21 protein-coding genes are annotated in these 23,534 nt (G+C 39.1%); 13 read left to right on the top strand and 8 right to left on the bottom strand.

Translation table 11 applies throughout. The annotated features are described in order from the left end of the window. Positions 1-1,485: a sucrose-6-phosphate hydrolase gene (locus tag CD138_RS05725; protein WP_019167554.1), complete on the bottom strand. Its 1,485-nt coding sequence runs from the start codon at positions 1,483-1,485 to the stop codon at positions 1-3. Between the two features lie 54 nt (positions 1,486-1,539). Continuing rightward, positions 1,540-2,487: a LacI family DNA-binding transcriptional regulator gene (locus CD138_RS05720; protein WP_026066780.1), complete on the bottom strand. Its 948-nt coding sequence runs from the start codon at positions 2,485-2,487 to the stop codon at positions 1,540-1,542. 237 nt (positions 2,488-2,724) lie between these two features. Here CD138_RS05720 and CD138_RS05715 point away from each other — a divergent pair, with 237 nt between their 5' ends. Beyond that, entirely contained in the window at positions 2,725-3,807 is a 1,083-nt protein-coding gene (locus tag CD138_RS05715) for a YeeE/YedE family protein (protein ID WP_019167552.1), read from the top strand. A 24-nt stretch (positions 3,808-3,831) separates the two neighbouring features. Beyond that, a complete protein-coding gene (locus CD138_RS05710; RefSeq protein WP_019167551.1) occupies positions 3,832-4,056 on the top strand; it encodes a sulfurtransferase TusA family protein in 225 nt (74 codons plus the stop codon). A gap of 109 nt (positions 4,057-4,165) precedes the next feature. Here the strand turns inward: CD138_RS05710 and CD138_RS05705 are convergent, their stop codons facing one another. After that, entirely contained in the window at positions 4,166-4,813 is a 648-nt protein-coding gene (locus tag CD138_RS05705) for a redox-sensing transcriptional repressor Rex (protein WP_019167550.1), read from the bottom strand. Between the two features lie 153 nt (positions 4,814-4,966). Between CD138_RS05705 and CD138_RS05700 the strand changes: the two genes are divergently transcribed. Next, positions 4,967-6,919 carry an ABC-F family ATP-binding cassette domain-containing protein gene (locus CD138_RS05700; protein WP_019167549.1) on the top strand — a complete coding sequence of 651 codons (1,953 nt, stop codon included), beginning with the start codon at positions 4,967-4,969 and terminating at the stop codon, positions 6,917-6,919. Positions 6,920-7,282: 363 nt separating this feature from the next. Then, positions 7,283-8,872 (top strand): MutS-related protein, encoded by a 1,590-nt coding sequence (locus CD138_RS05695; RefSeq protein ID WP_019167548.1) that lies wholly within the window; start codon positions 7,283-7,285, stop codon positions 8,870-8,872. Positions 8,873-9,348: 476 nt separating this feature from the next. Here the strand turns inward: CD138_RS05695 and tsaD are convergent, their stop codons facing one another. From tsaD to tsaE, 4 genes are read right to left on the bottom strand one after another with little or no spacing between them, the layout of a single operon-like run. Next, a complete protein-coding gene (gene tsaD / locus CD138_RS05690; RefSeq protein ID WP_019167547.1) occupies positions 9,349-10,371 on the bottom strand; it encodes a tRNA (adenosine(37)-N6)-threonylcarbamoyltransferase complex transferase subunit TsaD in 1,023 nt (340 codons plus the stop codon). Beyond that, complete coding sequence (gene rimI / locus CD138_RS05685; RefSeq protein ID WP_019167546.1) at positions 10,364-10,834, bottom strand: ribosomal protein S18-alanine N-acetyltransferase; 471 nt, start codon at positions 10,832-10,834, stop codon at positions 10,364-10,366. Before rimI ends, tsaD begins: the two co-directional genes overlap by 8 nt. Further along, positions 10,813-11,469 (bottom strand): tRNA (adenosine(37)-N6)-threonylcarbamoyltransferase complex dimerization subunit type 1 TsaB, encoded by a 657-nt coding sequence (tsaB, locus tag CD138_RS05680; RefSeq protein WP_019167545.1) that lies wholly within the window; start codon positions 11,467-11,469, stop codon positions 10,813-10,815. Before tsaB ends, rimI begins: the two co-directional genes overlap by 22 nt. Beyond that, positions 11,450-11,908, bottom strand: coding sequence for a tRNA (adenosine(37)-N6)-threonylcarbamoyltransferase complex ATPase subunit type 1 TsaE (gene tsaE, locus CD138_RS05675; RefSeq protein ID WP_019167544.1), 459 nt, complete (start codon positions 11,906-11,908; stop codon positions 11,450-11,452). The genes tsaB and tsaE overlap by 20 nt, the downstream gene beginning before the upstream one ends. A gap of 546 nt (positions 11,909-12,454) precedes the next feature. Between tsaE and ilvD the strand changes: the two genes are divergently transcribed. Genes ilvD through ilvA form a run of 9 tightly spaced genes read left to right on the top strand, consistent with a single transcriptional unit; the run spans position 12,455 to position 23,257 of the window. Continuing rightward, positions 12,455-14,143 carry a dihydroxy-acid dehydratase gene (ilvD, locus tag CD138_RS05670; protein WP_019167543.1) on the top strand — a complete coding sequence of 563 codons (1,689 nt, stop codon included), beginning with the start codon at positions 12,455-12,457 and terminating at the stop codon, positions 14,141-14,143. 19 nt (positions 14,144-14,162) lie between these two features. Beyond that, entirely contained in the window at positions 14,163-15,917 is a 1,755-nt protein-coding gene (gene ilvB, locus CD138_RS05665; RefSeq protein WP_019167542.1) for a biosynthetic-type acetolactate synthase large subunit, read from the top strand. Beyond that, positions 15,914-16,387: an acetolactate synthase small subunit gene (ilvN, locus tag CD138_RS05660; protein ID WP_019166388.1), complete on the top strand. Its 474-nt coding sequence runs from the start codon at positions 15,914-15,916 to the stop codon at positions 16,385-16,387. The genes ilvB and ilvN overlap by 4 nt, the downstream gene beginning before the upstream one ends. A gap of 36 nt (positions 16,388-16,423) precedes the next feature. Beyond that, positions 16,424-17,428 carry a ketol-acid reductoisomerase gene (gene ilvC, locus CD138_RS05655; RefSeq protein WP_019167541.1) on the top strand — a complete coding sequence of 335 codons (1,005 nt, stop codon included), beginning with the start codon at positions 16,424-16,426 and terminating at the stop codon, positions 17,426-17,428. Positions 17,429-17,448: 20 nt separating this feature from the next. Continuing rightward, on the top strand, positions 17,449-18,981 hold the full coding sequence (locus CD138_RS05650) for a 2-isopropylmalate synthase (protein ID WP_019167540.1): 1,533 nt from the start codon (positions 17,449-17,451) through the stop codon (positions 18,979-18,981). Next, positions 18,978-20,027 carry a 3-isopropylmalate dehydrogenase gene (leuB, locus tag CD138_RS05645; protein ID WP_019167539.1) on the top strand — a complete coding sequence of 350 codons (1,050 nt, stop codon included), beginning with the start codon at positions 18,978-18,980 and terminating at the stop codon, positions 20,025-20,027. Before CD138_RS05650 ends, leuB begins: the two co-directional genes overlap by 4 nt. A 3-nt stretch (positions 20,028-20,030) precedes the next feature. Further along, on the top strand, positions 20,031-21,404 hold the full coding sequence (gene leuC, locus CD138_RS05640) for a 3-isopropylmalate dehydratase large subunit (RefSeq protein WP_019167538.1): 1,374 nt from the start codon (positions 20,031-20,033) through the stop codon (positions 21,402-21,404). Further along, entirely contained in the window at positions 21,404-21,976 is a 573-nt protein-coding gene (leuD, locus tag CD138_RS05635; RefSeq protein ID WP_019167537.1) for a 3-isopropylmalate dehydratase small subunit, read from the top strand. The genes leuC and leuD overlap by 1 nt, the downstream gene beginning before the upstream one ends. A 12-nt stretch (positions 21,977-21,988) precedes the next feature. Next, positions 21,989-23,257, top strand: a complete 1,269-nt coding sequence (gene ilvA, locus CD138_RS05630; protein WP_019167536.1) for a threonine ammonia-lyase IlvA — start codon at positions 21,989-21,991, stop codon at positions 23,255-23,257. Positions 23,258-23,329: 72 nt separating this feature from the next. Here the strand turns inward: ilvA and CD138_RS14515 are convergent. Then, positions 23,330-23,534: hypothetical protein (locus CD138_RS14515; protein ID WP_219727719.1), on the bottom strand; the 205-nt coding region annotated here is incomplete at its 5' end.

Raw genomic sequence — 23,534 nt, 5'->3', positions numbered from 1 at the left:
TTATTCTCCTTCCACAATATCGTATTTCGTCATTTTTAAATAAATTTGACCGGAATCCGTTACGACTTTAAATTTGTTTGATGTCGTTTTCGGGAAAATTCGTGACGTTAATACCCGTTCCCCTTCATTACAAAAAATTTCAATACTCGATGTATCCACGAAAATACGTAATTGTTTGAGATCCGTATCTAATTGGGTCACTCTCATCGTCCCTTCAACTGGATACGGTAACGCCCCACTATCAAAGCGCTCAAGTGAAATTTGTCGTGTCTTAGACTGATATCGAATCGTTGTAAATTCATCACGTGATGCACGCAGTTGTAATTCAAATGCAGAAGCATCATTTTCTAAAATATCAACAACAAGTTCATATTGCACGCCTTCATATGGATGGAGTTGTTTAATAAATTTATTCGCATAACCAAGTGCGACTTCTTCATTTTTGCGTAATTTTCTTAAATTCATATGTGGTTTTTGTTTTAATTTACCGTCTTCAATTGTTAATGTTCTCGGCAAGGTTAAACAATGTGCCCAGCCTTCATCATCTGTTGGGTATTCTGTGTCTGGCAATCCCATCCAGCCTATCAAGACGCGTCGCCCCGCTTCATCAGTCATCGTTTGAGGGGCATAAAAATCAAACCCATGATCAAGTTCAACAAATGGCCCATGCTCAAAAACTAATGTGTCAAAATTTAACGTTCCCATAATGTAGCCACTTTGATATATATTTTGATATGCATCGCCTTGTGATTCTATGCCTTGTGGACAGAACAGCAAAATATCTCTACCATGAATCTGAAAATAATCCGGACACTCCCACATATAACCAAAATCTTCTAATTGTGTTTGAATTTCACCTTTAAACTGCCATTGTCCTTCTGGATGTTCAGCTTCGTATAATACGGCACAACCGGTTTGATTTTCACGTTGTGCACCGATTAATGCATACCATTTCCCATCTTTTTCAAACACTTTAGGATCGCGAAAATGTTGTGTATAGCCTTTAGGAGGTGCTGGAATCGCTGGAGGCAATATTTTACGAACCGTTCCATCTGGTAAAACTTTGGCTACAATTTGGCTACTATGTCGGTTCCACTCGTCGTCTCGATGATTGCCCGTGTACATATAATATAATGATTGATTAAACGAAAACGCACTTCCACTATAGACACCATGACTATCCAACGCTTGATCAGGACGTAATATCACACCTCGATCTTCAAACTGTACGAGATTTTTACTTGTGAGTAAACGCCAATATTTCAAACCATGCACTGCACCTAAAGGAAACCATTGATGTGCGATGTAATATAGTCCATTAAAATAGATCAACCCGTTTGGATCATTTAATAATCCTGTTGGGGGTTGAATATGATATGTCTGTGGAAATGGAGAATGATTCACTTTGGTTCTTAATAACGCCATTTCTTCGTTCGTTGTTTCTTCATACTTGCGATAACGCTTTTCTCTACTCCATTGTTCCATAATGTACCTCCTTTATAAGATTTGGTAACGGTTCCACTTCCAAAAAGATAAACCTTAAAATTTGGATTTCACGTCGAGCTGACGACTTTGAATAAGATTTGGCTGTTCCATTTGAAGTTGTAATTGTTCAAATGCGATACGTCCGGCCGCTTCATATTGATAAGGTATTGTAAAAATCTTTGGATGCACAATTTGTGTCATCGGGTCTCCACCGAACCCGGCAATCCAAGGTGTTTCGGTCATATGGTCATGCATCAACGCTTGATAGAGCGCCATCGCAATCGTATCGGTCGCACCGACATATGCCACAGAAGGCTGTAGTGTGAGGTGTCCGTTTATCGATTGGAGTGCAGTTTCATAATCAAATGATGCCATCAATGTCTCATAAGTAACCTGATGTGCCGTTAACACTTCGATCAATCCTCTCAGCCGTTGTTCACGGACCGCGACATCATCTTCTTGAATACTTGCATAAATGACATGCTTTTTCCCTTGCGCCACAATTTCTCTTCCCATTAATTGACCGGCTTGATAATCATTGTGATAAACCGAACTTAACGATGTATGTGCTTGACCTATAATAATGACTGGTTTATCTATCTCTTGAATCACAGCCATATGTGCATCTGTCACGGTAGTCGCCATAAATAAAATGCCGTCTACTTTACTTCTTTTAAATGATTTCAGTGCATCAAGTTCCTGTTCCTCATGTCGCTCAGTCAAATTCAATAGCATTTGGTAGCCAAGTGCATCACATTTCTTTTTAATACCTTTAACAGTTTGTGATACGGCATGTGAATACATTCGTGGGAAAATAATGCCGATCATCATACTTTTTTGTGCTCTCAAGCTTTGAGCAAATTGATTCGGTTCATAACCGTATGTATCAATCACGTGTTGAATCTTCCGCTTGGTCTTTAAACTGATCGATCCTTGATTCAAATACCTCGAAACTGTACTTTTTGAAACGCCCGCTAGATTGGCGATATCCTGTATATTCAATTGTTCGTCACCTCACAGTCTCAATAGCTATTTTATCATAAAATCGACCGTCATTTCTGTATAAAATACAATGCTATTCAAAAATAAAATATCGTATTTAAGTCTGAATGAATGATTTCAACATATGAGAATTCACAACGTTTAATTTTAAATTTTTCAATAAATTGGATTGCATTCTTTTGGCATATCTCATATAATACCTATTAAAATAATCGGATATAGAAAGGAGTTATTTTGATGTGGACGATGTTAAGTGGTTTAACTGTTGGGAGTCTACTCGGGTTCGTAATGCAACGTACGCGATTTTGTCTCACTGGCGGTTTTAGAGACATGTATGTACAAAAAAACAACAAAATGTTCTATGCGTTACTGATTGCCATTTCAATTCAAGCAATTGGTTTATTTATTCTAACCTCCATGGGTGTTTTGACGATACATAATGGCACATTCCCTATTATCGGCACTATTATTGGATCTTTTATTTTTGGTGTAGGTATTGTTCTCGCTGGCGGATGTGCAACAGGAACATGGTATCGTGCCGGTGAAGGCCTTATAGGAAGCTGGATTGCGTTGTTTATGTATGGCTTATTTGCTGCGATTTCAAAATTCGGTATTTTGTTACCATTCAAAAATATTATTAACAGCCCAACGGTTGCAAATGCAGATATTTCTACTTCAACCGGTATTCCAAGCTGGATTTGGATCATCGCATTAGTGAGCATTACAATATTTTTTGTTATCAAAACTTTACGCAAACCCAAACCTAAAGTGACGATTCCAAAATTAAAATCACGTTATACAGGCATACGTTACTTTTTATTTGAAAAACGATTCCATCCTTTTTTAGCAGCGATTGCAGTAGGACTGATTGCGTTACTCGCTTGGCCAATGAGTTATTCAACTGGGCGTGAAGGTGGTTTAGGTATTACGACGCCTTCCGCAAATATTATCCAATTTTTAACAACTGGTGATTTCGCTCTCATTGATTGGGGCGTCTTCCTTGTATTAGGTATCTTCTTAGGTTCATATATTGCAGCACGTGGAGCAAAAGAATTTAAATGGCGTTTACCAGATATTAAGACCATTCGTAACAGTGCCATTGGCGGCGCCTTGATGGGTTTTGGCGCGGCGGTTGCAGGGGGTTGTTCTATCGGGAATGGTTTAGTCGCAACCGCAGCACTTTCTTGGCAAGGGTGGATTGGTCTAGCCTCAATGATTCTAGGGACATGGTTTATGAGTTATTTCTTATTTGTAAAACCGCTGCAGGCTGCCAGACGTCAAACGAATGTTGCAATAAATTCTCCAAACGCGTCTCATTAAATAATTAAAGAAAGGTGATCAATGATGAAACACGAATTAGGCACTATTGGCATGGTGTGCCCTTTCCCATTAATAGAAGCACAAAAGAAAATGGAAGTTTTAAATATAGGGGACGAATTGAAAATTGATTTCGATTGTACACAAGCTACAGAAGCCATACCTCAATGGGCTGCAGAACAAAACTACCCCATTACTGAATTTGAGCAATTAGGGGATGCTTCTTGGACCATTACCGTGCAAAAAGCTTAATTGCTGTAATAAAAAGCAACGCACCTTAAACACAAGGGCGTTGCTTTTTATCATTGAGTGCTTCTAAGTCCACTTTAAAATAATTGATTATACGAACATTTATTCACATTTACGCTTCAGATGCACCATAATTTTTCATGAAAAAGAGTAGCGATTGGAGTTCAATCCCTAAGTCAATTTGATGTACTTGTACAGATTGCGGTGCATGGACGCGTTTAGGTGTGAAATTAAGTATACCTTTGACACCTGCTTCAACGAGCTGGTCTGTCACAGCTTGTGCCGCTGATTCTGGTGTCGCAATAATCACGACTTCTAATTCTCCTGAAGCAATCGTTTCTTTAATATCGTCCATCGACTTAATCGTAATATCCCCTACTGTTGTACCGATAATGTCTTCTCTGATGTCAAAAGCTTCTGTGATTGTCATGTCATCATGGATTGAAAAGTTATACGAAATTAAAGCCGTCCCTAAGTGTCCTACTCCGACAATACCAATTTTGATAATATCTGAATCACTCAGTTCAGATTTAAAAAATTCTAATAAACTATCAATATTATAGCCGTAACCTTTTTTACCTAATTCACCAAAATAAGAAAAATCACGACGAATGGTAGCTGAATCTATATTTAAGCCTTCACTAATAGCTTTTGAATTAACACGATCTTCGCCTTTCGCTTTTAAGGTATTCACAAATCTATAGTACAAAGGGAGACGTTTTAAAGTTGCTCTAGGAATTTTGTTCATTGATTTTCCCATTTTGAAGTCCTCCGTTATCATTTCTGGTGTATGTGATAGCTTTCACAGTTTGTATATTTAATTATAACTTAATTTATATGATATGGAAACATTTAGTATTTGATACGTATAGGGTTTGTTGTACAATAAATAAGAATGAAAGGAGTATGCCCTATGATTTTAATGCAGTTAAGTCAGATTACGAAATCGTTTGATGGCGAAGAAATTTTTGATGGCGTTAATTTTGAAGTCAAAACGGGTGAGCGCATTGGTATCGTAGGTCGAAACGGTGCGGGTAAATCCACATTGATGAAAATTATTGCCGGTGTAGAATCATATGACTCAGGCCACATCTCAAAAATCAAAGGCCTTAAACTCGGCTATTTAACCCAACAAATGACTTTAAATACTGAAAATACGGTTTTTGAAGAAATGGCAAAACCTTTTGAAAAAGTGAAAGCACTTGGCCAACGCATGCAAGAAGAAACAGACTGGCTCGCTGCACATTCAGAAGCGTATGAAACGACAGAATACCAAACACATATCGCAAAATATGAACAATTATCCAACGAATTTGAACAACTCGGTGGTTATCATTATGACAGTAAAATTAAAACTGTATTGAATGGCCTTGATTTTAGTGAAGCCGATTACGACCGTCCGATTAATGATTTTAGCGGTGGTCAAAAAACGCGTCTGTCACTCGCTCAAATGTTATTAAGTGAACCCGACTTACTTTTACTCGATGAACCGACGAACCATTTAGACATGGCAACGACGGAATGGCTAGAAGATTATTTAAAATATTTTAAAGGCGCCATCGTTATCATTTCACATGACCGCTTCTTCCTAGATAAAATCGTAACGCAAATCTATGACGTTTCTCTAGGTGAAGTGAAGCATTATGTTGGAAATTACGCAAAATTTATTCAGTTACGTGATCAATATTTTCAAAAACGACTTGCAGAATATGAGCGTCAACAAAATGAAATTAAACGCCTTGAAACGTTTGTCGAAAAGAATATTACACGTGCGTCTACAAGTGGCATGGCGAAAAGTCGACGTAAGACTTTAGAGAAAATGGCACGTATCGAAAAACCAATGCTCGATGCGAGAAGTGCGAACATACAATTCGATTTCGATCGCAATACAGGAAATGATGTCATGCATATCAAAGATTTAGAAATTGGGTACAGTGCACCGATTACAGCACCGATTCGTTTTGAAATTAACAAAGGTGACCACATTGGCATTATCGGTCCAAATGGTATAGGAAAATCGACATTAATTAAAACTTTGGCGAAACGACTCTCTCCTCTTTCTGGTCAAATCATTGAAGGCGCAAATTTAAAGATGGGATACTATGATCAAAAGCAAGCCGAGTTCCGCTCTAATAAAACCATTTTAGATTTCGTATGGGATCAATACCGTCACATGCCTGAAAAGGATATTCGTGCGGTATTAGGACGCTTTTTATTCACACAAGATGAAGTACTTAAAGTGATTAATGATTTATCAGGTGGCGAAAAAGCAAGACTCCAACTCGCATTATTAATGTTAGAACGCAATAATGTTTTGATTTTGGACGAACCAACAAACCATCTCGACATTGATTCAAAGGAAATGTTAGAACAAGCGCTTAAAAACTTTGAAGGTACTTTAATTTTCGTATCGCACGATCGTTATTTTATTAATGAACTTGCTAATCGCATTTTTGATTTGAATGAATCAGGTGGACATTTGTATTTGGGCGACTATCAATATTATTTAGAAAAGTTAGAGCAACAAAACGCACTCGCTGCATATGAAGAACAGCGTGAAACGCACCATACGAATGATGAGACGATTGCTACACAAAATACGTATCAAGATCAAAAAGCAATGCGTCGTGAAAAACGTAAAATCGAACGTCAAATTGAAGCGGAAGAACAAAAAATCACGGAATTAGAAGCTCGTATTGAAGCAATTGATATTGAAATGACAGATGATGCAACAATGAACGACTATGAAAAAACACAAGCATTGGCTGACGAACGAACAGCTATCGAACAATCTTTAGAACAAGTTATGACAAATTGGGAAGAATTACAACTTGCATTAAGTGAATTTGAAGATGAGATGAACTGAGCGTGGTAGAATTTTCTACTATGCTCATTTTTTTACGCCCGAAATACAGACAATTCATCCACATTAAAAAGCCGATAATACCAGCTATCCACAAAGTTATTCGAGTTATACACAGAAAAAGTACACACACCCCTTCGTTTTATGCACAATCTCACCTCACTTATCCCCAGAATCCACTTAAATTTATGCACAGGTTGTTCACAAAATGTGCATAAGTACGCACGTTCCCTCTTGACAGATGACATGCTACGTGAAATTAAAATGATGTGAAAATGCTTCAAACGCTTTCATAATCCATTGCTTCTCTCATTATATTATGTAAAAATATAAATGATATATAAATTATCGAAAGGATTTATACATATGACTCCAAATACTTTCTTTATGATGCTACTTGTTGTGGCAATAGTGGGTACGATACTCATAACTGAAACAGTGCGTCGTATCCGCCATCATCGTCTGTTGGAATATCACATGACACATTTCACACGGTACGATACTTCTGAAAATCCTCATGCGGTTTATGATGCTTATTTTAGAAATGAAAATGAATCCCGGGCAAATGATGCGATAATAGATGATAAAACATGGTCAGATTTGTCGATGGACCTCGTGTTTGAGCAACTTAATTTTACCTATAGTGCCATGGGTGAAAATCAATTATACAGTGCGTTGCGTTTACAATATCCTCTTGTGCATTATGATTTTTTAGATCAGCTTGAAGCGTATCCAAATGAACATAAAACAATTGTGAAAAGACTTACCGACATTGGGAAAAGTATTTATCCCACTTATGATCATTCTATTTTTGAAAATCAATATAGCTGGTATCACACGTTATTGGCTACTTTGCCATTCATCGGTGTCATCGTGTGCTTCTTTGATTTAGGAAAAGGGCTTTTATGGATTTGCTTTTCATTACTCATCAATATCGTCATTAGTTTTCGTTTTAATTACTACGTGGAGAAAGATTTGAAGCAACTTTTCATTATGGGACGTGCTGTTCGTGAAACAGAAATACTTTCAAAGTTATCCATCACGCCCGATTTCAATCATTCTTTAAAACCATTAAGCTTTATTTCACGGTTTCGCTATTTACTCATTAATGTTGAAACGATACCTGGTTACTTTGTGATGCTTTTTAAATATATGTTTTTAATCGATATCCATTTATATACGACACTTGTCTGCCGTTTTAAAGGTCATTATGATACGGTTTTAGCATGTTTTCGTTATATTGGTGAGTTAGATAGTTTGTTAGCCGTTTATCAATATCGCCATCATTACGACACAACTGAACCTGTGATAGCAGACAGCGTACAATTTGAAGGTTTGACGCATCCATTGATTGAAGATGCGGTACCGAATGACTTTAAGTTTAACCAAAATATATTATTAACCGGTTCAAATGCTTCTGGAAAGTCAACATTCATGAAAGCTGTCGCATTAAATTTAATTCTAGCTCAAGCGATTCGTACAGTCACAGCCGACAAGTTTCAATTTGTTCCTTGCATAGTGAAGACGACCATGGCAAATGCAGACGATGTTACGAGTGGGGACAGTTACTTTATGGCTGAATTAAAATCACTCAAACGATTATTTCAACAAGATTCAGAAGCCCCTCTTTATTATTTTATTGATGAAATCTTTAAAGGCACGAATACGACTGAACGTGTTGCAGCTTCACATGCAGTACTTGAGTATTTAAACGAATCTCCACAAACCCATGTGATTGCGGCAACACATGACATTGAGTTAACGGATGTATTGGCCGCTCAATATGCCAACTATCATTTTAATGAACGTGTGACAGATGGTGAGATTGTATTTGATTATCAAATTAAAGAAGGCCCTGCAAATACAAGAAATGCGTTAGAATTAATTCGAATTATGAAATTTCCAAATCGCATTTATACAGATGCGCAAGAATATGTGAAGCAACTTGAGTCATAAATATGTGCCTTATTTGATGAATACAACGCAAAAACAGGACTGAGAAACTTACTACCTCTCAGTCCTGTTTTATTATTTTTCGCAATGGTACTTTATTTTAAATTGTTACAGCAAAATATTGAATGGTTCAGCATTTCCTACACTTTCACTACTTTTTCCACAAAAGTGAGAGGGTATAGCGATTGAATGATAATAAACGATTAATTTATTAACTACTCATTTCTCTTGCACTTTCAACCCGCACTTTAAAAATTGCAAGAACCATTGTAGACTCCCGAGGGATTAGCTGGTCCGGAAAATCCAATTCGGCTTCCAACAAATGTCCATTTTAATCAAGCCGAATTGAGTTGAAGGGTCAGCCCCTCGGAAAGCGCAGAATGGTTCAGCAATCTGAAAGATTAAGATTGAAATTAAAATCATAACCACAATGTAAATATTTAAAACTCAAGATGAATGTATAAAACTTCCCTTTCACCTTAATCTCGGTACATCTCAATATCCATACTACTCTGCCCATTCAACGCCATATCTCCACGAATCCCTTTTAAATAAATCTCATGCGCTGCTGCCCCGATCATCGCCGCATTATCTGTACATAACTTTGGCTCTGGAATTGCAAGCTCTATCCCTTTTTCTGCCGTAGCCGCTTCTAATGCTTGACGTAAACCTCGATTACTCGCAACACCACCTGCAACGATGAGTTGTTTGACACCATACGCTTCACATGCACGCATTGCTTTCCCAACAAGTACTTCAACAACACTGTTTTGGAAGCTCGTCGCAACATTTTCTGGAATGACAGGCTCACCTTTTTGCGCTAACTGATGCAATTTATTAATGACTGCACTCTTTAAACCACTGAAACTAAAGTCATAGCTATCCGGCTCTAACCATACGCGAGGAAAATCGTACGTGTCTTCTCCTTGGGCCGCAAGTCGATCAATTGCTGGACCACCTGGATATGGCAAACCGATTTTACGTGCAACTTTGTCATACGCTTCTCCAACTGCATCATCACGTGTTTCCCCTATCACTTCAAACTGTAAATGGTTTTCCATGTACACAAGTTCTGTATGACCACCTGAAACAATCAGTGCAATGAGTGGAAATTTTAAACCACTTTGAAGTTGGTTCGCATAAACGTGTCCTGCAATATGATGCACTGGAATGAGTGGTTTATCATTGGCAAAGGCGAGTGCTTTCGCTGCGTTCACACCGACAAGTAAAGCACCAATCAGTCCCGGTCCTTGTGTCACAGCCACTGCATCGACGTCCGCCATCGTTGTATGTGCTTCTTGCAGCGCTTCTTCTATCATGACCGTAATGTTTTCGACGTGATGACGACTCGCGACTTCTGGCACAACACCTCCAAAACGTTGATGACTTTCAATTTGGCTTAAAACACTGTTACTTAAAATCGTTTGACCATTTTCAATGACACTGACACTTGTTTCATCACAGCTTGTTTCAAGTGCAAGAATTTTTGTTTGCTTATTCATTTAAATTCACCCACATGACTAATGCATCCTCTCCATCACCATAATAATTTTTTCGTTTTCCTCCAAATTGGAACCCGAGCTTTTGATACACATGTTGTGCAACGACATTATCGACACGCACTTCTAAACTCATCACTGTTGCAATAGAACCGGCAAAGTTCATCCCGTATTTTAATAACATTTGGCCTAGACCATGACCTTGATAAGCTGAATCTATCGCAATTGTCGTCACTTGTGCTTGATCGACAACGACCCATAAACCTAAATATCCAATAACACGTTTGTCATATTCCAGCACAAAATAATGCGCAAAATTATTTTGTTCCAGTTCATAATAAAACGCATCAATCGTCCATGAACTCTGTTTAAAACTCGCCTGTTCAAGATCAAACACTTCAGGGACATCTTCGTGTGACATGCGTCTAATTTGAAGCTGATCTTCTATTTTTGTTGATTCAGCCAATTTTGTTCCGCCTCCGATAGCTTTAAATATTGCGGTGTGAAAGTATGAATATCGCGCGGCTCTCCTTTGTGTGGATACATTTGATCCGCTCGAGGGGGCTGTTTTAGACACGTAAATGGAGCTAATTCCGATTCAAATTGTGCCACATCTTCACCGACAAAAATGACATTCTCGTCTGTTTGCCACTGTTCAATTAACTTTTCGATTGGCATGTATTGATCTGCCATCACATTAACCAATTCACTATTTTGCCATTGATACACACCTGCAAAGACGTGTTGTCGTCGTGCATTAATGATTGGAATAATGTACGCATCTGAATATTGTATTTGTGCCGCAATCGCTTTTAACGATGAGACCCCATACAACTGAATATTCAACGTATATGCGAGTGTTTTCGCCGTCGTGACACCGATACGTAATCCTGTATATGAACCAGGACCTTCTGTGACGATAATTTCATCTAAATCAGCAGGTTTCAATTGTGCTTGTTTTAATAACCATTCAACGAGAGGCATCAACTGTACTGAATGATTACGTTTAATCGTTGTCGTATGTGTGATCAATACGTGACCCTCTTGCATAATTGCTACTGATAATGGTTGGTTGGCACTATCAATCAGTAAACTGTACATGTTCGATAGCCTCCTTTATTTCTTCAAAATGTGAGCCACGTGCTTCAAAACTGAGCTCTCGTTCTGTTTCATTAATCGTTTGAATGTTGATTTTTAAATAATGAGGTGGCAAATAATCTTGAATGAACTGACTCCACTCCACCACTGTCACCGCTTCGTCTTCAAAAAATTCATCAAAACCTAAGTCTTCATCAGAATCTTCTAATCGATAACAATCCATATGATGAAACTTTAAAGTCGTTCCTTGATATGATTTGATAATATTAAAAGTCGGTGAACTGATATGACGTTTCACACCTAACGCCTGTCCGATAAACTGACTTAAAGTTGTTTTTCCAGCACCTAGGTCTCCGTCTAATAACAATACATCTTGTGCTTTGAGATAAGTTGCAAGTTGATTTGCAAATGCTTGCATCGCTGTTTTATTTTTAATTCTCATTCTGTTCGCACTCCTGACTCGATTTTCTAACCTATTGTAACAAATTTTTATCGTTTTGACCTCATCAACTTACTGTAACGATGAAACCTTGGCACACACGAATCACTTCTCAATGAATACCACTTAGAAAATATTTTCAGAAAATTTTTTGATTTACTGTTGACTTATTTTCTAAGATAGGGTAAATTAATGACATCTAATTTTTAGACAATTCTTTCTATTCACAACATTTAGATGTTGTCATTTTAGAATATTATGCAGAAAGGTATACATCGTAAAATTCAAATGTATGATGATTGATGTATCACCTATACTATTCACTTTAGAAAAGGAGCGTATATACAATGAAAAGACATGCAATGATGACCCATACCGTACAAAATCATAATATTGTCATTTTATTATTACGCTCAGGGCTGGAGCTTTAGTAGCAACTTTACTAAATGCTTAAGTCCTATTTCTAGTTGAATGGGACTTACAAGGTACGTCCCAGATTCATTTTTGGGGCGTACCTTTTTTATTTGAAAAACCGAGGAGGCATTTGAGATGAGAAGTGACATGATTAAAAAAGGAGATCACCAAGCACCAGCGAGGAGTTTGTTACATGCAACAGGTCAAATAAAATCCCCTACCGATATGAACAAACCTTTTATCGCAATTTGTAACTCTTATATTGATATCGTACCTGGACATGTGCATTTACGTGAACTTGGAGATATCGCGAAAGAGGCCATTCGTGAAGCAGGCGGTGTGCCATTTGAATTTAATACGATTGGCGTAGATGACGGTATTGCGATGGGACATATCGGGATGCGTTATTCATTACCAAGCCGTGAAATTATTGCGGATGCAGCTGAAACAGTCATTAATGCCCACTGGTTTGATGGGGTCTTTTACATCCCGAACTGTGACAAAATTACGCCCGGAATGCTGATGGCCGCGATGAGAACAAACGTCCCTGCGATATTCTGTTCTGGTGGTCCAATGAAAGCCGGTCTGTCAGCGCAAGGCAAAGCACTTACACTCTCATCTATGTTTGAAGCGGTTGGTGCATTTAAAGAAGGCGCGATGACGAAAGAGGAATTTTTAGACATGGAACAAAATGCTTGTCCGACATGTGGTTCTTGTTCGGGTATGTTCACAGCAAACTCGATGAACTGCTTAATGGAGGTATTAGGTTTAGCCTTACCCTACAACGGTACAGCGTTAGCAGTCAGTGATCAACGTCGTGAAATGATTCGTGCTGCTGCAAAACAACTGGTTGAAAATGTTAAAAATGATTTAAAACCAAGAGATATCGTAACAAAAGAAGCGATTGACGATGCTTTTGCTTTAGATATGGCAATGGGTGGATCGACAAATACGGTGCTGCATACCCTTGCGATTGCCCAAGAAGCAGGTATCGATTATGACTTAACACGCATCAACGAAATTGCGAAAAAGACACCTTACTTATCTAAAATTGCTCCAAGTTCATCTTATTCTATGGATGATGTACATCAAGCAGGTGGTGTGCCAGCTATTATTAATGAATTGATGAAAAAAGAAGGCGTATTACATCCAGATCGTATCACAGTCACTGGCAAAACTTTAAGAGAAAACAACCAAGATAAAGAAATTACGAATGATGTGGTGATTCGTCGTTTAGACAATCCATACGATCAACAAGGTGGTCTCTCAATTCTTTATGGTAATATTGCTCCAGATGGTGCGGTCATTAAAGTAGGTGGTGTTGATCCATCGATTAAAACTTTTAAAGGGAAAGCAATCTGTTTTGATAGTCACGATGAAGCAGTAGAAGCAATCGACAATCATACCGTACGCGCTGGACATGTTGTAGTTATTCGCTACGAAGGTCCTAAAGGCGGTCCAGGCATGCCAGAAATGTTAGCCCCTACTTCATCTATCGTTGGACGTGGCCTCGGTAAAGACGTTGCATTGATTACAGATGGTCGTTTTTCAGGCGCAACAAGAGGCATTGCAGTCGGTCATATTTCACCAGAAGCCGCTGCTGGAGGTCCGATTGGTTTAATTGAAGACGGTGATGACATTACGATTGATCTCGTAAATCGTGATCTCACGTTACATGTGGATGACGACGTACTCGCAAAACGTCAAGTACAGCGTCAACCATTTAAAGCGAAAGTGAAAACAGGCTATCTCGCACGTTATACCGCATTAGTGACAAGTGCCAATACAGGTGGCGTAATGCAAGTTCCAGAAGACTTACTTTAATTAAATGGAGGGGATTCAAATGACGCAAATTCATCATACTGTGCCACAAGACAACAATGAGTCACATGAAGCAATACACCAACCAGATACGAGCGCATTAAAATCTGGCGCACAATTGCTCGTCGATGCATTTTTGGAAGAAGGCGTTGAGTACATATTCGGTTATCCTGGAGGGGCTGTACTCCCCCTTTATGACACATTTTACAACGAACAAATCAAACATATTCTCTATCGCCATGAACAAGGTGCAACCCATGCGGCAGAAGGTTATGCACGTGTCAGTGGTAAACCAGGTGTTGTAGTCGTAACGAGCGGACCTGGGGCAACGAATGCAATTACAGGCATTGCCGATGCGTATAGTGATTCACTTCCACTCATTGTCATTACTGGCCAAGTCGCGACACCTGGTATTGGTAAAGACGCTTTCCAAGAAGCGGACATTTTATCAATGACGACGCCAATCACAAAACATAATTATCAAGTGAACGATGTGAAAGAAATTCCGCGCATTATTAAAGAAGCGTTTCATGTCGCAAACTCTGGTCGTAAAGGCCCTGTTGTCATCGATTTTCCAAAAGATATGGGTATTTTATCGACGGATTCACCTGTCGATAATACAGTGAACACACCAGGTTATTTTGTGAATACGAAGCCGGATATTGATGAGATTCAAAAACTGAACGATTATTTAAAAACATCTGAGCGTCCGGTCATTTTAGCCGGTGCAGGTATCCATTTCTCTAAATCGAATGCGTTATTACAGCAATTAGTTGAAAAATATCAAATCCCTGTCGTTACAACACTTCACGGTTTAGGTGCAATTCCTTACGATGACCCCCACTTCTTAGGTATGGGCGGCATGCATGGTTCATATGCGAGTAATATGGCATTAACGGAATGTGACCTACTCATTAACTTTGGCTCACGATTTGATGACCGTTTAGCAAGTAATCCAGATGAGTTTGCACCTAATGCGACTGTCGTACATGTTGATATTGATCCATCTGAAATCGATAAAATCATTAAAACGGACCTCGGTATTGTTGCAGATGTTAAAAATGTGATTGAGGCATTGTTAAAATATGATACTGAAAAAATCAATCACGACGCATGGCTTACAACAGTTAAAAGTTATCAACAAGAACATCCATTTAAATATGTGGATGATCCGCTTGAAAAGTTTTGTAAACCACAACGCGCGATTGAATACATTGGCGAAATTACGCAAGGTAAAGCTTATGTCGCAACAGATGTCGGCCAACACCAAATGTGGGTAGCACAATTTTATCCATTCCAAACTTATGGTCAACTGATTACAAGTGGTGGTCTCGGCACGATGGGATTCGGTATTCCAGCAGCAATCGGTGCAAAATTTGCCAAACCGAATGAAACGGTTGTAGCATTCGTCGGTGATGGTGGCTTTCAAATGACGAACCAAGAAATGGCGTTGCTAAATGAATTTAACTTGAATATTAAAATTGTGTTGATCAATAACGGCACACTCGGAATGGTGAAACAGTGGCAAGACAAGTTTTTCAATCAACGTTTTTCACATTCCGTATTCAATGATCAGCCTGATTTTATGAAAATGAGTGAAGCTTACGGTGTCAAAGGCTTTTTAATCGATGACCCTAAATGTTTAGAATCACAAATCGATGCGGCATTTTTACATAACGGTCCTGCATTAATAGAAATTCGCATTTCACCTGTAGAACCCGTATTGCCTATGGTACCAAGTGGCAAAGCGAACCATGAGATGGAGGGACTATTATGAGACGAACATTCAAATTACGTGTATTCGATAAAGCCGGGACACTCAACCGATTAACAAGTTTATTCGTAAGACGGCAGATCAACATCGTCAGTATTACTGCCACACCGACGTTAGATGAAGGCATTTCTGAAATCACATTTATCGCCGAAGTGCCTGATGATGAAAAGCAACGAACAATCATTCAGCAGTTAATTAAGCAAGTCAATACGTTGACCGTTGAAGATATTACAAACATTAATACATTTAATCGCGAATTATTGCTGATTAAACTTAAAAAGCCAATACCTCAACAGCAATTTGAAAAAGTATTACAACCGTATGATGCGCTAGTCTCTATTTTGAAGGAAAATGGTCAATATTTGTATTTACAAGCGACAGGCCCACAATACACGTTGAACCACCTTTTAGACGATCTATCATCATTTCATATTGATCAAGTTGCACGTACTGGTACAGCTGGAATTATTTGAAAAATCAAAAAAATTATTATTTGGAGGCATTTTAATATGACAAAAGTTTATTATGATTCATCAGTAGAGAAAGATGTATTACAAGGTAAAAAAATTGCGGTCGTTGGTTATGGTTCACAAGGCCATGCCCATGCACAAAACTTAAAAGACAATGGTTATGATGTTGTGATTGGTATTCGCCCTGGACGTTCATTCGATCAAGCACAAGAAGACGGTTTTAATGTTTACACGGTGGCAGAAGCTGTAAAACAAGCAGATGTTGTCATGGTATTACTCCCTGATGAAATTCAAGGTGACGTTTACAAAAATGACATCGAGCCGAACTTAGAAGCAGGTAACGCATTAGCATTTGCACACGGATTTAATATTCAATTCGATGTGATTCAACCCCCTACTGATGTTGATGTATTCCTTGTTGCGCCAAAAGGTCCAGGTCATCTTGTAAGACGTACATTTGTTGAAGGTTCAGCCGTTCCAGCATTATTCGCTGTCCAACAAGATGCGACTGGTGAAGCACGCGACTTGGCATTAAGTTATGCAAAAGGTATCGGCGCAACTCGAGCAGGCGTGTTAGAAACATCATTCAAAGAAGAAACAGAAACGGATTTATTTGGTGAACAAGCTGTCCTTTGCGGTGGTGTGACACGACTCATCCAAAGCGGTTTTGAAGTGCTCGTTGAAGCCGGTTACCAACCTGAAATTGCCTACTTTGAAGTATTACATGAAATGAAGTTGATCGTTGACTTAATGTACGAAGGCGGTCTTGAAAACATGCGCTATTCGATTTCAAACACTGCAGAATTTGGCGATTACGTATCTGGTCCACGTGTGATTACGGATGAAACGAAAGAAAATATGAAAGCAGTATTAAAAGATATTCAAGATGGTACATTTAGTGATTCATTCATTAAAGACAATCAAGACGGCTTTAAAAAGTTTAAACAAATGCGCGAAGAACAACGCGGCCATCAAATTACTGAAGTCGGTCAAGCACTACGCGAAATGATGCCATTCATTAAGTCAAAAAGCATTCAAAAATAATTTTTAAGGAGTGAATGAAAATGTCTAGTCATATTCAGATTTTTGATACTACACTACGCGATGGAGAACAAACACCAGGAGTCAGCTTCTCTTTTGAAGAACGTTTAAAACTTGCACAACAACTTGAAAAATGGGGTGTCGATGTCATCGAAGCCGGTTTTCCTGCTTCAAGTCAAGGCAGCTTTGAATCAGTACAGGCGATTGCTCGAACTTTAAAGCATACGACTGTTACAGGATTAGCACGCTGTTTAAAGTCTGATATCGATGCTGTATACGAAGCGACAAAAGATGCCGTATCCCCTTCTATACACGTTTTTATTGCAACGAGTCCGATTCACTTAGAGTCAAAACTTCATATGACGGAAGCCGAAGTTCTCGAAGCAATTACAACGCACGTTCGTTATGCAAAAGAGCGTTTCGATATCGTACAATTTTCACCAGAGGATGCAACACGTACACCCCTGCCATTCTTAATCGAAAGTGTACAAACAGCTGTGAATGCTGGGGCAACTGTAATCAATATACCTGATACAGTGGGCTATTCGTATCCAACTGAATATGGCAACATTTTCAAAGAGCTTACAGAACAAATTAAATCAGATGTGCCGATTACGTATAGTGCTCATTGTCACGATGACCTCGGTTTAGCAGTCGCAAATAGCATGGCTGCTATCGAAAACGGTGCGACACGTATTGAAGGTACTGTTAACGGTATTGGCGAACGTGCTGGTAATACTGCACTTGAAGAAGTTGCATTAGGCTTATATGTCCGCCAAGATCATTATCAAATTCAAACACAAATTCAACTCGAATTAACGAAACAAACATCCGATATGGTCGCACGCTATGCTGGATTAAGAGTGCCACGCAACAAAGCGATTGTCGGTAAAAATGCATTTAGTCATGAATCCGGCATTCACCAAGACGGCTTCTTGAAAAATCCGGAAACGTATGAAATTATGACGCCTCAACTGGTCGGTGTGAAAAAGACAGAACTCCCACTCGGCAAACTGTCTGGTAAGCATGCCTTCCAAGATAAATTGAAACAACTTGGCTATGATATTGATTTAGAAGAACAAAAAGTACTGTTTAAGGCATTTAAATCGATTGCCGATAAGAAGAAACACGTGACTGATCAAGACATCCACGCGTTGATTCAAGATACTGAACATGAAAAACATGTCGCTTATCACCTTGAAGCGTTGCAACTCCAATTTGTATCAAATGGCTTGCAAAGTGCTGTCGTCGTTGTTCGTGATAATGAAGGTCAGCAATATCAAGATTCTAGTATCGGTACAGGGTCGATTGTTGCGATTTACAATGCGGTCGATCGTATCTTTAATGTAGAACCAGTACTATTAGATTATCGTATTGACGCTGTATCTGAAGGTCGAGACGCTCAAGCTGAAGTGCATGTACAAGTTGAGGTTGCGGGTCAAGAACATACAGGTGTCGGTTTTGACCATGACATTTTATATGCATCGTGTAAAGCGTATGTCGAAGCGGTCGGTAAGGCTGTGCAGTCCATTCAAAAAGAAGGTGTCGCACAATGACCTTTCACATTGTAGCATTGCCAGGTGACGGTATTGGACCGGAAATCATGTCAGGAACACTCGACTGTCTAGAAGTCATCGCACAACAATTTAACTTTGATTATACTGTAGAAACTTATGCGATGGGAGGCTGTGCCATTGATCAATATGGCACACCCCTACCTGACGAAACTTTAAATGCATGTCAACGCGCCGATGCGATTTTACTCGGTGCAATTGGCGGACCGCAATGGACGAATCCACAATGTCGTCCTGAACAAGGATTACTGAAATTAAGAAAAGCATTGAATTTGTATGCCAATATTCGTCCAACTCGTGTCACAGCGGATATGGCTCATTTGTCACCATTGAAGCAAAACATTGTCGAACATACGGATTTCGTCATTGTTAGAGAATTAACGAGTGGTATCTATTTTGGCGAACCGCGTTACCTTAAAGACGATGAGGCACGTGATTCATTGACTTATACAAAGGAAGAAATTACGCGTATTGCACATGTCGGTTTTCAACTCGCACAATCGCGTCGCAACAAGCTCACATCTGTCGATAAAGAAAATGTACTTGCGAGTAGTCAGTTGTGGCGACGTACGGTCAATGAAGTAGCTGAACACTATCCTGACGTCACAGTCGAACATTTACTCGTTGACGCTTGTAGTATGCATTTAATCAAACGTCCTGCAGATTTTGATGTCATCATTACTGAAAATTTATTTGGTGATATTTTAAGCGATGAAGCGTCGATGTTACCGGGTTCATTAGGCTTATCCCCTTCTGCAAGTTTTAGTGAAGGTGGCCCAAAACTTTATGAACCGATACATGGCTCAGCGCCTGATATCGCCGGTCAAAACAAGGCAAATCCTTTTGGTATGTTACTGTCACTAGCGATGTGCTTACGTGAATCAGCAGAGCGCGATGATTTAGCGACTGCGATTGAAACAACAGTGGATACATTAATTGCTAAAGGGATCACAACTGCTGATTTAGGGGGACGCTACGGCACGACGGACATTTTTAATCAATTTAAAGCTTTAATCAAGGGGGCGTAACAAATGGGGCAAACACTTTTCGATAAAATATGGGACCAACATACAATTACTGGACAGCAAGGTGAACCACAATTATTATATATTGATTTGCATTTGATTCATGAAGTGACGTCACCTCAAGCTTTTGAAGGATTGAGAATGCAAAAGCGGTCATTAAGAAGACCTGATTTAACGTTTGGCACTTTGGATCATAATGTCCCAACGATTGATATTTTCAACATTACAGATGATATCGCCAACAAACAAATTCAAGCACTACAACAAAACTGTAAAGACTTTAATGTCACTTTATTTGATATGGGCTCAGATGAACAAGGCATTGTTCACATGGTCGGTCCTGAAATGGGATTGACACAACCTGGAAAAACGATTGTTTGCGGTGATTCTCATACTGCTACACACGGCGCTTTCGGTGCTATTGCATTCGGTATCGGAACAAGTGAAGTCGAACACGTTTTTGCGACTCAAACGTTGTGGCAAACGAAGCCGAAAAATTTAAAAATTAACGTAACAGGTCAATTGCCTAAAGGGGTCTATGCGAAAGATATTATTTTACATTTGATTAATCAACATGGCGTCGATTTTGGTACAGGCTATGCGTTAGAATTTGCTGGGGAAACGATTCGTAATTTATCGATGGAAGGTCGTATGACGATTTGTAATATGGCGATTGAAGCAGGCGCGAAATATGGCTTAATTCAACCAGATGAAACAACTTTTGAATATTTGAAAGGCCGTCGCTATGCACAACATATCGAGGACAAACTTGAGGGTTGGCGCGAACTTTACAGCGATGAAGATGCATCATTCGATAAAGTGATTGAACTGGACGTCACACAATTAGAACCTCAAGTGACTTGGGGCACAAGTCCTGAAATGGGTGTGAGTTTTAATACACCGTTCCCAGAAATTCAAAATGTGAATGATGAACGTGCGTATCAATATATGGATTTAAAACCAGGTCAACTTGCGACAGATATTCCGTTAGGCTATGTTTTCCTTGGTTCATGTACGAATGCACGTATTTCTGATTTAGTTGAAGCGAGTCACATTGTTAAAGGTCATCAAGTACATGAGAACATTACAGCAATTGTCGTACCCGGCTCACGTCAAGTGAAGAAAGAAGCGGAAGCATTAGGTTTGGATAAGATATTTAAAGATGCCGGCTTTGAATGGAGAGAACCTGGTTGTAGTATGTGTCTCGGTATGAATCCGGACCAAGTGCCAGCTGGCGTGCACTGTGCATCAACAAGTAACCGTAACTTTGAAGGGCGTCAAGGTAAAGGGGCAAGAACGCATCTTGTATCCCCTGCTATGGCAGCAGCTGCAGCAATTCATGGCCATTTTGTTGATGTGAGAAAGGTGGTTGAAGCGTAATGGAAATTAAACCGATTACACAATATACGGGCAAAACGGTCCCATTGTTTCATGACAATATTGACACGGATCAAATTATTCCGAAAGTTCATTTAAAACGAATTTCTAAAACAGGTTACGGCCCTTTTCTCTTTGATGAATGGCGTTATTTAGAAGACGGGTCTGACAATCCTGATTTTGTGTTAAACCAACCTGAATATCAAGGTGCATCCATTTTAATTACCGGTGACAACTTCGGATGTGGCTCTAGTCGTGAACATGCGGCATGGGCGTTAAAAGATTATGGTTTTCAAGTCATTATCGCAGAAAGTTTTAGTGACATTTTTTATATGAACTGTACTAAAAATGCGTTACTACCGATTCGACTAGACCGTGCATCACGAGAAGCGATTGCACGTTATCCTGAAATCACAATTGACTTACCACAACAAATCATTCAAACACCCGAGCAAAATTATCACTTTGACATTGATGAAACGTGGAAAGAAAAACTTGTGAAGGGCCTCGATGATATTGCCATCACATTAAAATATGAAGCATTAATCAAAGACTATGAACTAAAACATACTTAAGGAGTGGGAACAATGTCTGTAAAAACTACACCTGTTCAAGCACAAGATGTTGAAGATGCATTTTTACGTCTCAACACGATTGTTAAAGCAACCCCATTAGAAAAGGATCATTATTTATCCCTTAAATATCAATGCAACGTTTATTTAAAGCGCGAAGATCTCCAATGGGTGCGTTCATTTAAATTACGTGGCGCTTACAATGCCATTGCTGTATTACCAGAAGAAAAAAGAAATCAAGGTATCACATGTGCGAGCGCCGGAAACCATGCGCAAGGTGTGGCGTTTACGGCTAAATACCTCAACTTACATGCGGTGATCTTCATGCCTGTCACAACACCTAAACAAAAAGTCAACCAAGTTCAATTTTTCGGTGGTGACAACGTTGAAATTAAATTAGAAGGCGATACTTTTGATGACTGTTTAAAATCTGCACTTAGTTATACCGAACAACATGAGATGACTTTTATCGATCCATTTAATAATGTGCATACGATTGCAGGTCAAGGAACTTTGGCAAAAGAAATCATTGAAAGTGCTAAAGAAGAAGATATTACGATCGATTATGTTTTTGGGGCAATCGGTGGCGGCGGACTCATGTCAGGTGTAGCGACATATTTTACAGCACACTCCCCTTCTACCAAACTGATTGGTGTAGAACCTTTGGGCGCAAGTAGCATGTATCAATCTGTTCAGGCAGGTCACGTGGTTACTTTAGACAATATCGATAAATTTGTCGATGGTGCTTCAGTGGCACGTGTCGGTGAAATTACATTTGATATTTGTCGACAAACATTAGATGATTATCTTCAAATTGATGAAGGTGCGGTATGTTCGACTATTTTAGATATGTATTCTAAACAAGCTATCGTCGCAGAACCTGCAGGCGCATTAAGTGTCAGTGCTTTGGATCAGTATCAAGTACATATTAAAGGGAAAAATGTCGTCTGTATCGTCTCTGGAGGTAATAACGATATTAACCGAATGAAGGAAATTGAAGAACGTTCATTATTATATGAAGAAATGAAGCACTACTTTATTTTAAACTTCCCACAACGTCCTAGGGCTTTAAGACAATTCGTAAATGATGTACTCGGACCACACGATGACATTACCAAATTCGAATATTTGAAGAAGTCCTCTCAAAATACCGGAACGGTAATTATCGGCATCCAACTTCAAAATAGAGCCGATTTAGACATGCTCATCCGTAACGTCAATCAATTTGATCCTAAAAACATTTATATTAATGAAAACAAAATGCTGTATTCGTTATTAATTTAATCAAATCAAAAGCACGAAGCTGGGAAATCGGCTCCTCAGGTTCGTGCTTTTTTATTCTATAATAAGCTAATTTTAGGGGTATAAAAAATAGTCGAAAGCCATCGTATAGTGCGGCTTGCTCAAAAATGACTGAGAAAGGATGGCAGACGCAGACAACATAAAAAGCTTCGAAACAATGATGATTGCTTCGAAGCTTTTGAAATAACCTGGCACCGTCCTACTCTCGCGGAACGTAAGTCCGACTACCATCGGCGCTAAAGAGCTTAACTTCTGTGTT

The sequence above is a fragment of the Staphylococcus intermedius NCTC 11048 genome, from assembly GCF_002902385.1.
In the GTDB taxonomy this organism is placed as follows: Bacteria; Bacillota; Bacilli; order Staphylococcales; family Staphylococcaceae; genus Staphylococcus; species Staphylococcus intermedius.
This window is presented reverse-complemented; position numbering and strand designations above follow the sequence as displayed.

Coding starts and splice junctions, on each gene's coding strand:
- CD138_RS05725 (WP_019167554.1), bottom strand. CDS start 1,485: ATGGAACAATGGAGTAGAGAAAAGCGTTATCGCAAGTATGAAGAAACA.
- CD138_RS05715 (WP_019167552.1), top strand. CDS start 2,725: ATGTGGACGATGTTAAGTGGTTTAACTGTTGGGAGTCTACTCGGGTTC.
- CD138_RS05710 (WP_019167551.1), top strand. CDS start 3,832: ATGAAACACGAATTAGGCACTATTGGCATGGTGTGCCCTTTCCCATTA.
- CD138_RS05705 (WP_019167550.1), bottom strand. CDS start 4,813: ATGGGAAAATCAATGAACAAAATTCCTAGAGCAACTTTAAAACGTCTC.
- CD138_RS05700 (WP_019167549.1), top strand. CDS start 4,967: ATGATTTTAATGCAGTTAAGTCAGATTACGAAATCGTTTGATGGCGAA.
- CD138_RS05695 (WP_019167548.1), top strand. CDS start 7,283: ATGACTCCAAATACTTTCTTTATGATGCTACTTGTTGTGGCAATAGTG.
- tsaD (WP_019167547.1), bottom strand. CDS start 10,371: ATGAATAAGCAAACAAAAATTCTTGCACTTGAAACAAGCTGTGATGAA.
- tsaB (WP_019167545.1), bottom strand. CDS start 11,469: ATGTACAGTTTACTGATTGATAGTGCCAACCAACCATTATCAGTAGCA.
- tsaE (WP_019167544.1), bottom strand. CDS start 11,908: ATGAGAATTAAAAATAAAACAGCGATGCAAGCATTTGCAAATCAACTT.
- ilvD (WP_019167543.1), top strand. CDS start 12,455: ATGAGAAGTGACATGATTAAAAAAGGAGATCACCAAGCACCAGCGAGG.
- ilvB (WP_019167542.1), top strand. CDS start 14,163: ATGACGCAAATTCATCATACTGTGCCACAAGACAACAATGAGTCACAT.
- ilvN (WP_019166388.1), top strand. CDS start 15,914: ATGAGACGAACATTCAAATTACGTGTATTCGATAAAGCCGGGACACTC.
- ilvC (WP_019167541.1), top strand. CDS start 16,424: ATGACAAAAGTTTATTATGATTCATCAGTAGAGAAAGATGTATTACAA.
- CD138_RS05650 (WP_019167540.1), top strand. CDS start 17,449: ATGTCTAGTCATATTCAGATTTTTGATACTACACTACGCGATGGAGAA.
- leuB (WP_019167539.1), top strand. CDS start 18,978: ATGACCTTTCACATTGTAGCATTGCCAGGTGACGGTATTGGACCGGAA.
- leuC (WP_019167538.1), top strand. CDS start 20,031: ATGGGGCAAACACTTTTCGATAAAATATGGGACCAACATACAATTACT.
- leuD (WP_019167537.1), top strand. CDS start 21,404: ATGGAAATTAAACCGATTACACAATATACGGGCAAAACGGTCCCATTG.
- ilvA (WP_019167536.1), top strand. CDS start 21,989: ATGTCTGTAAAAACTACACCTGTTCAAGCACAAGATGTTGAAGATGCA.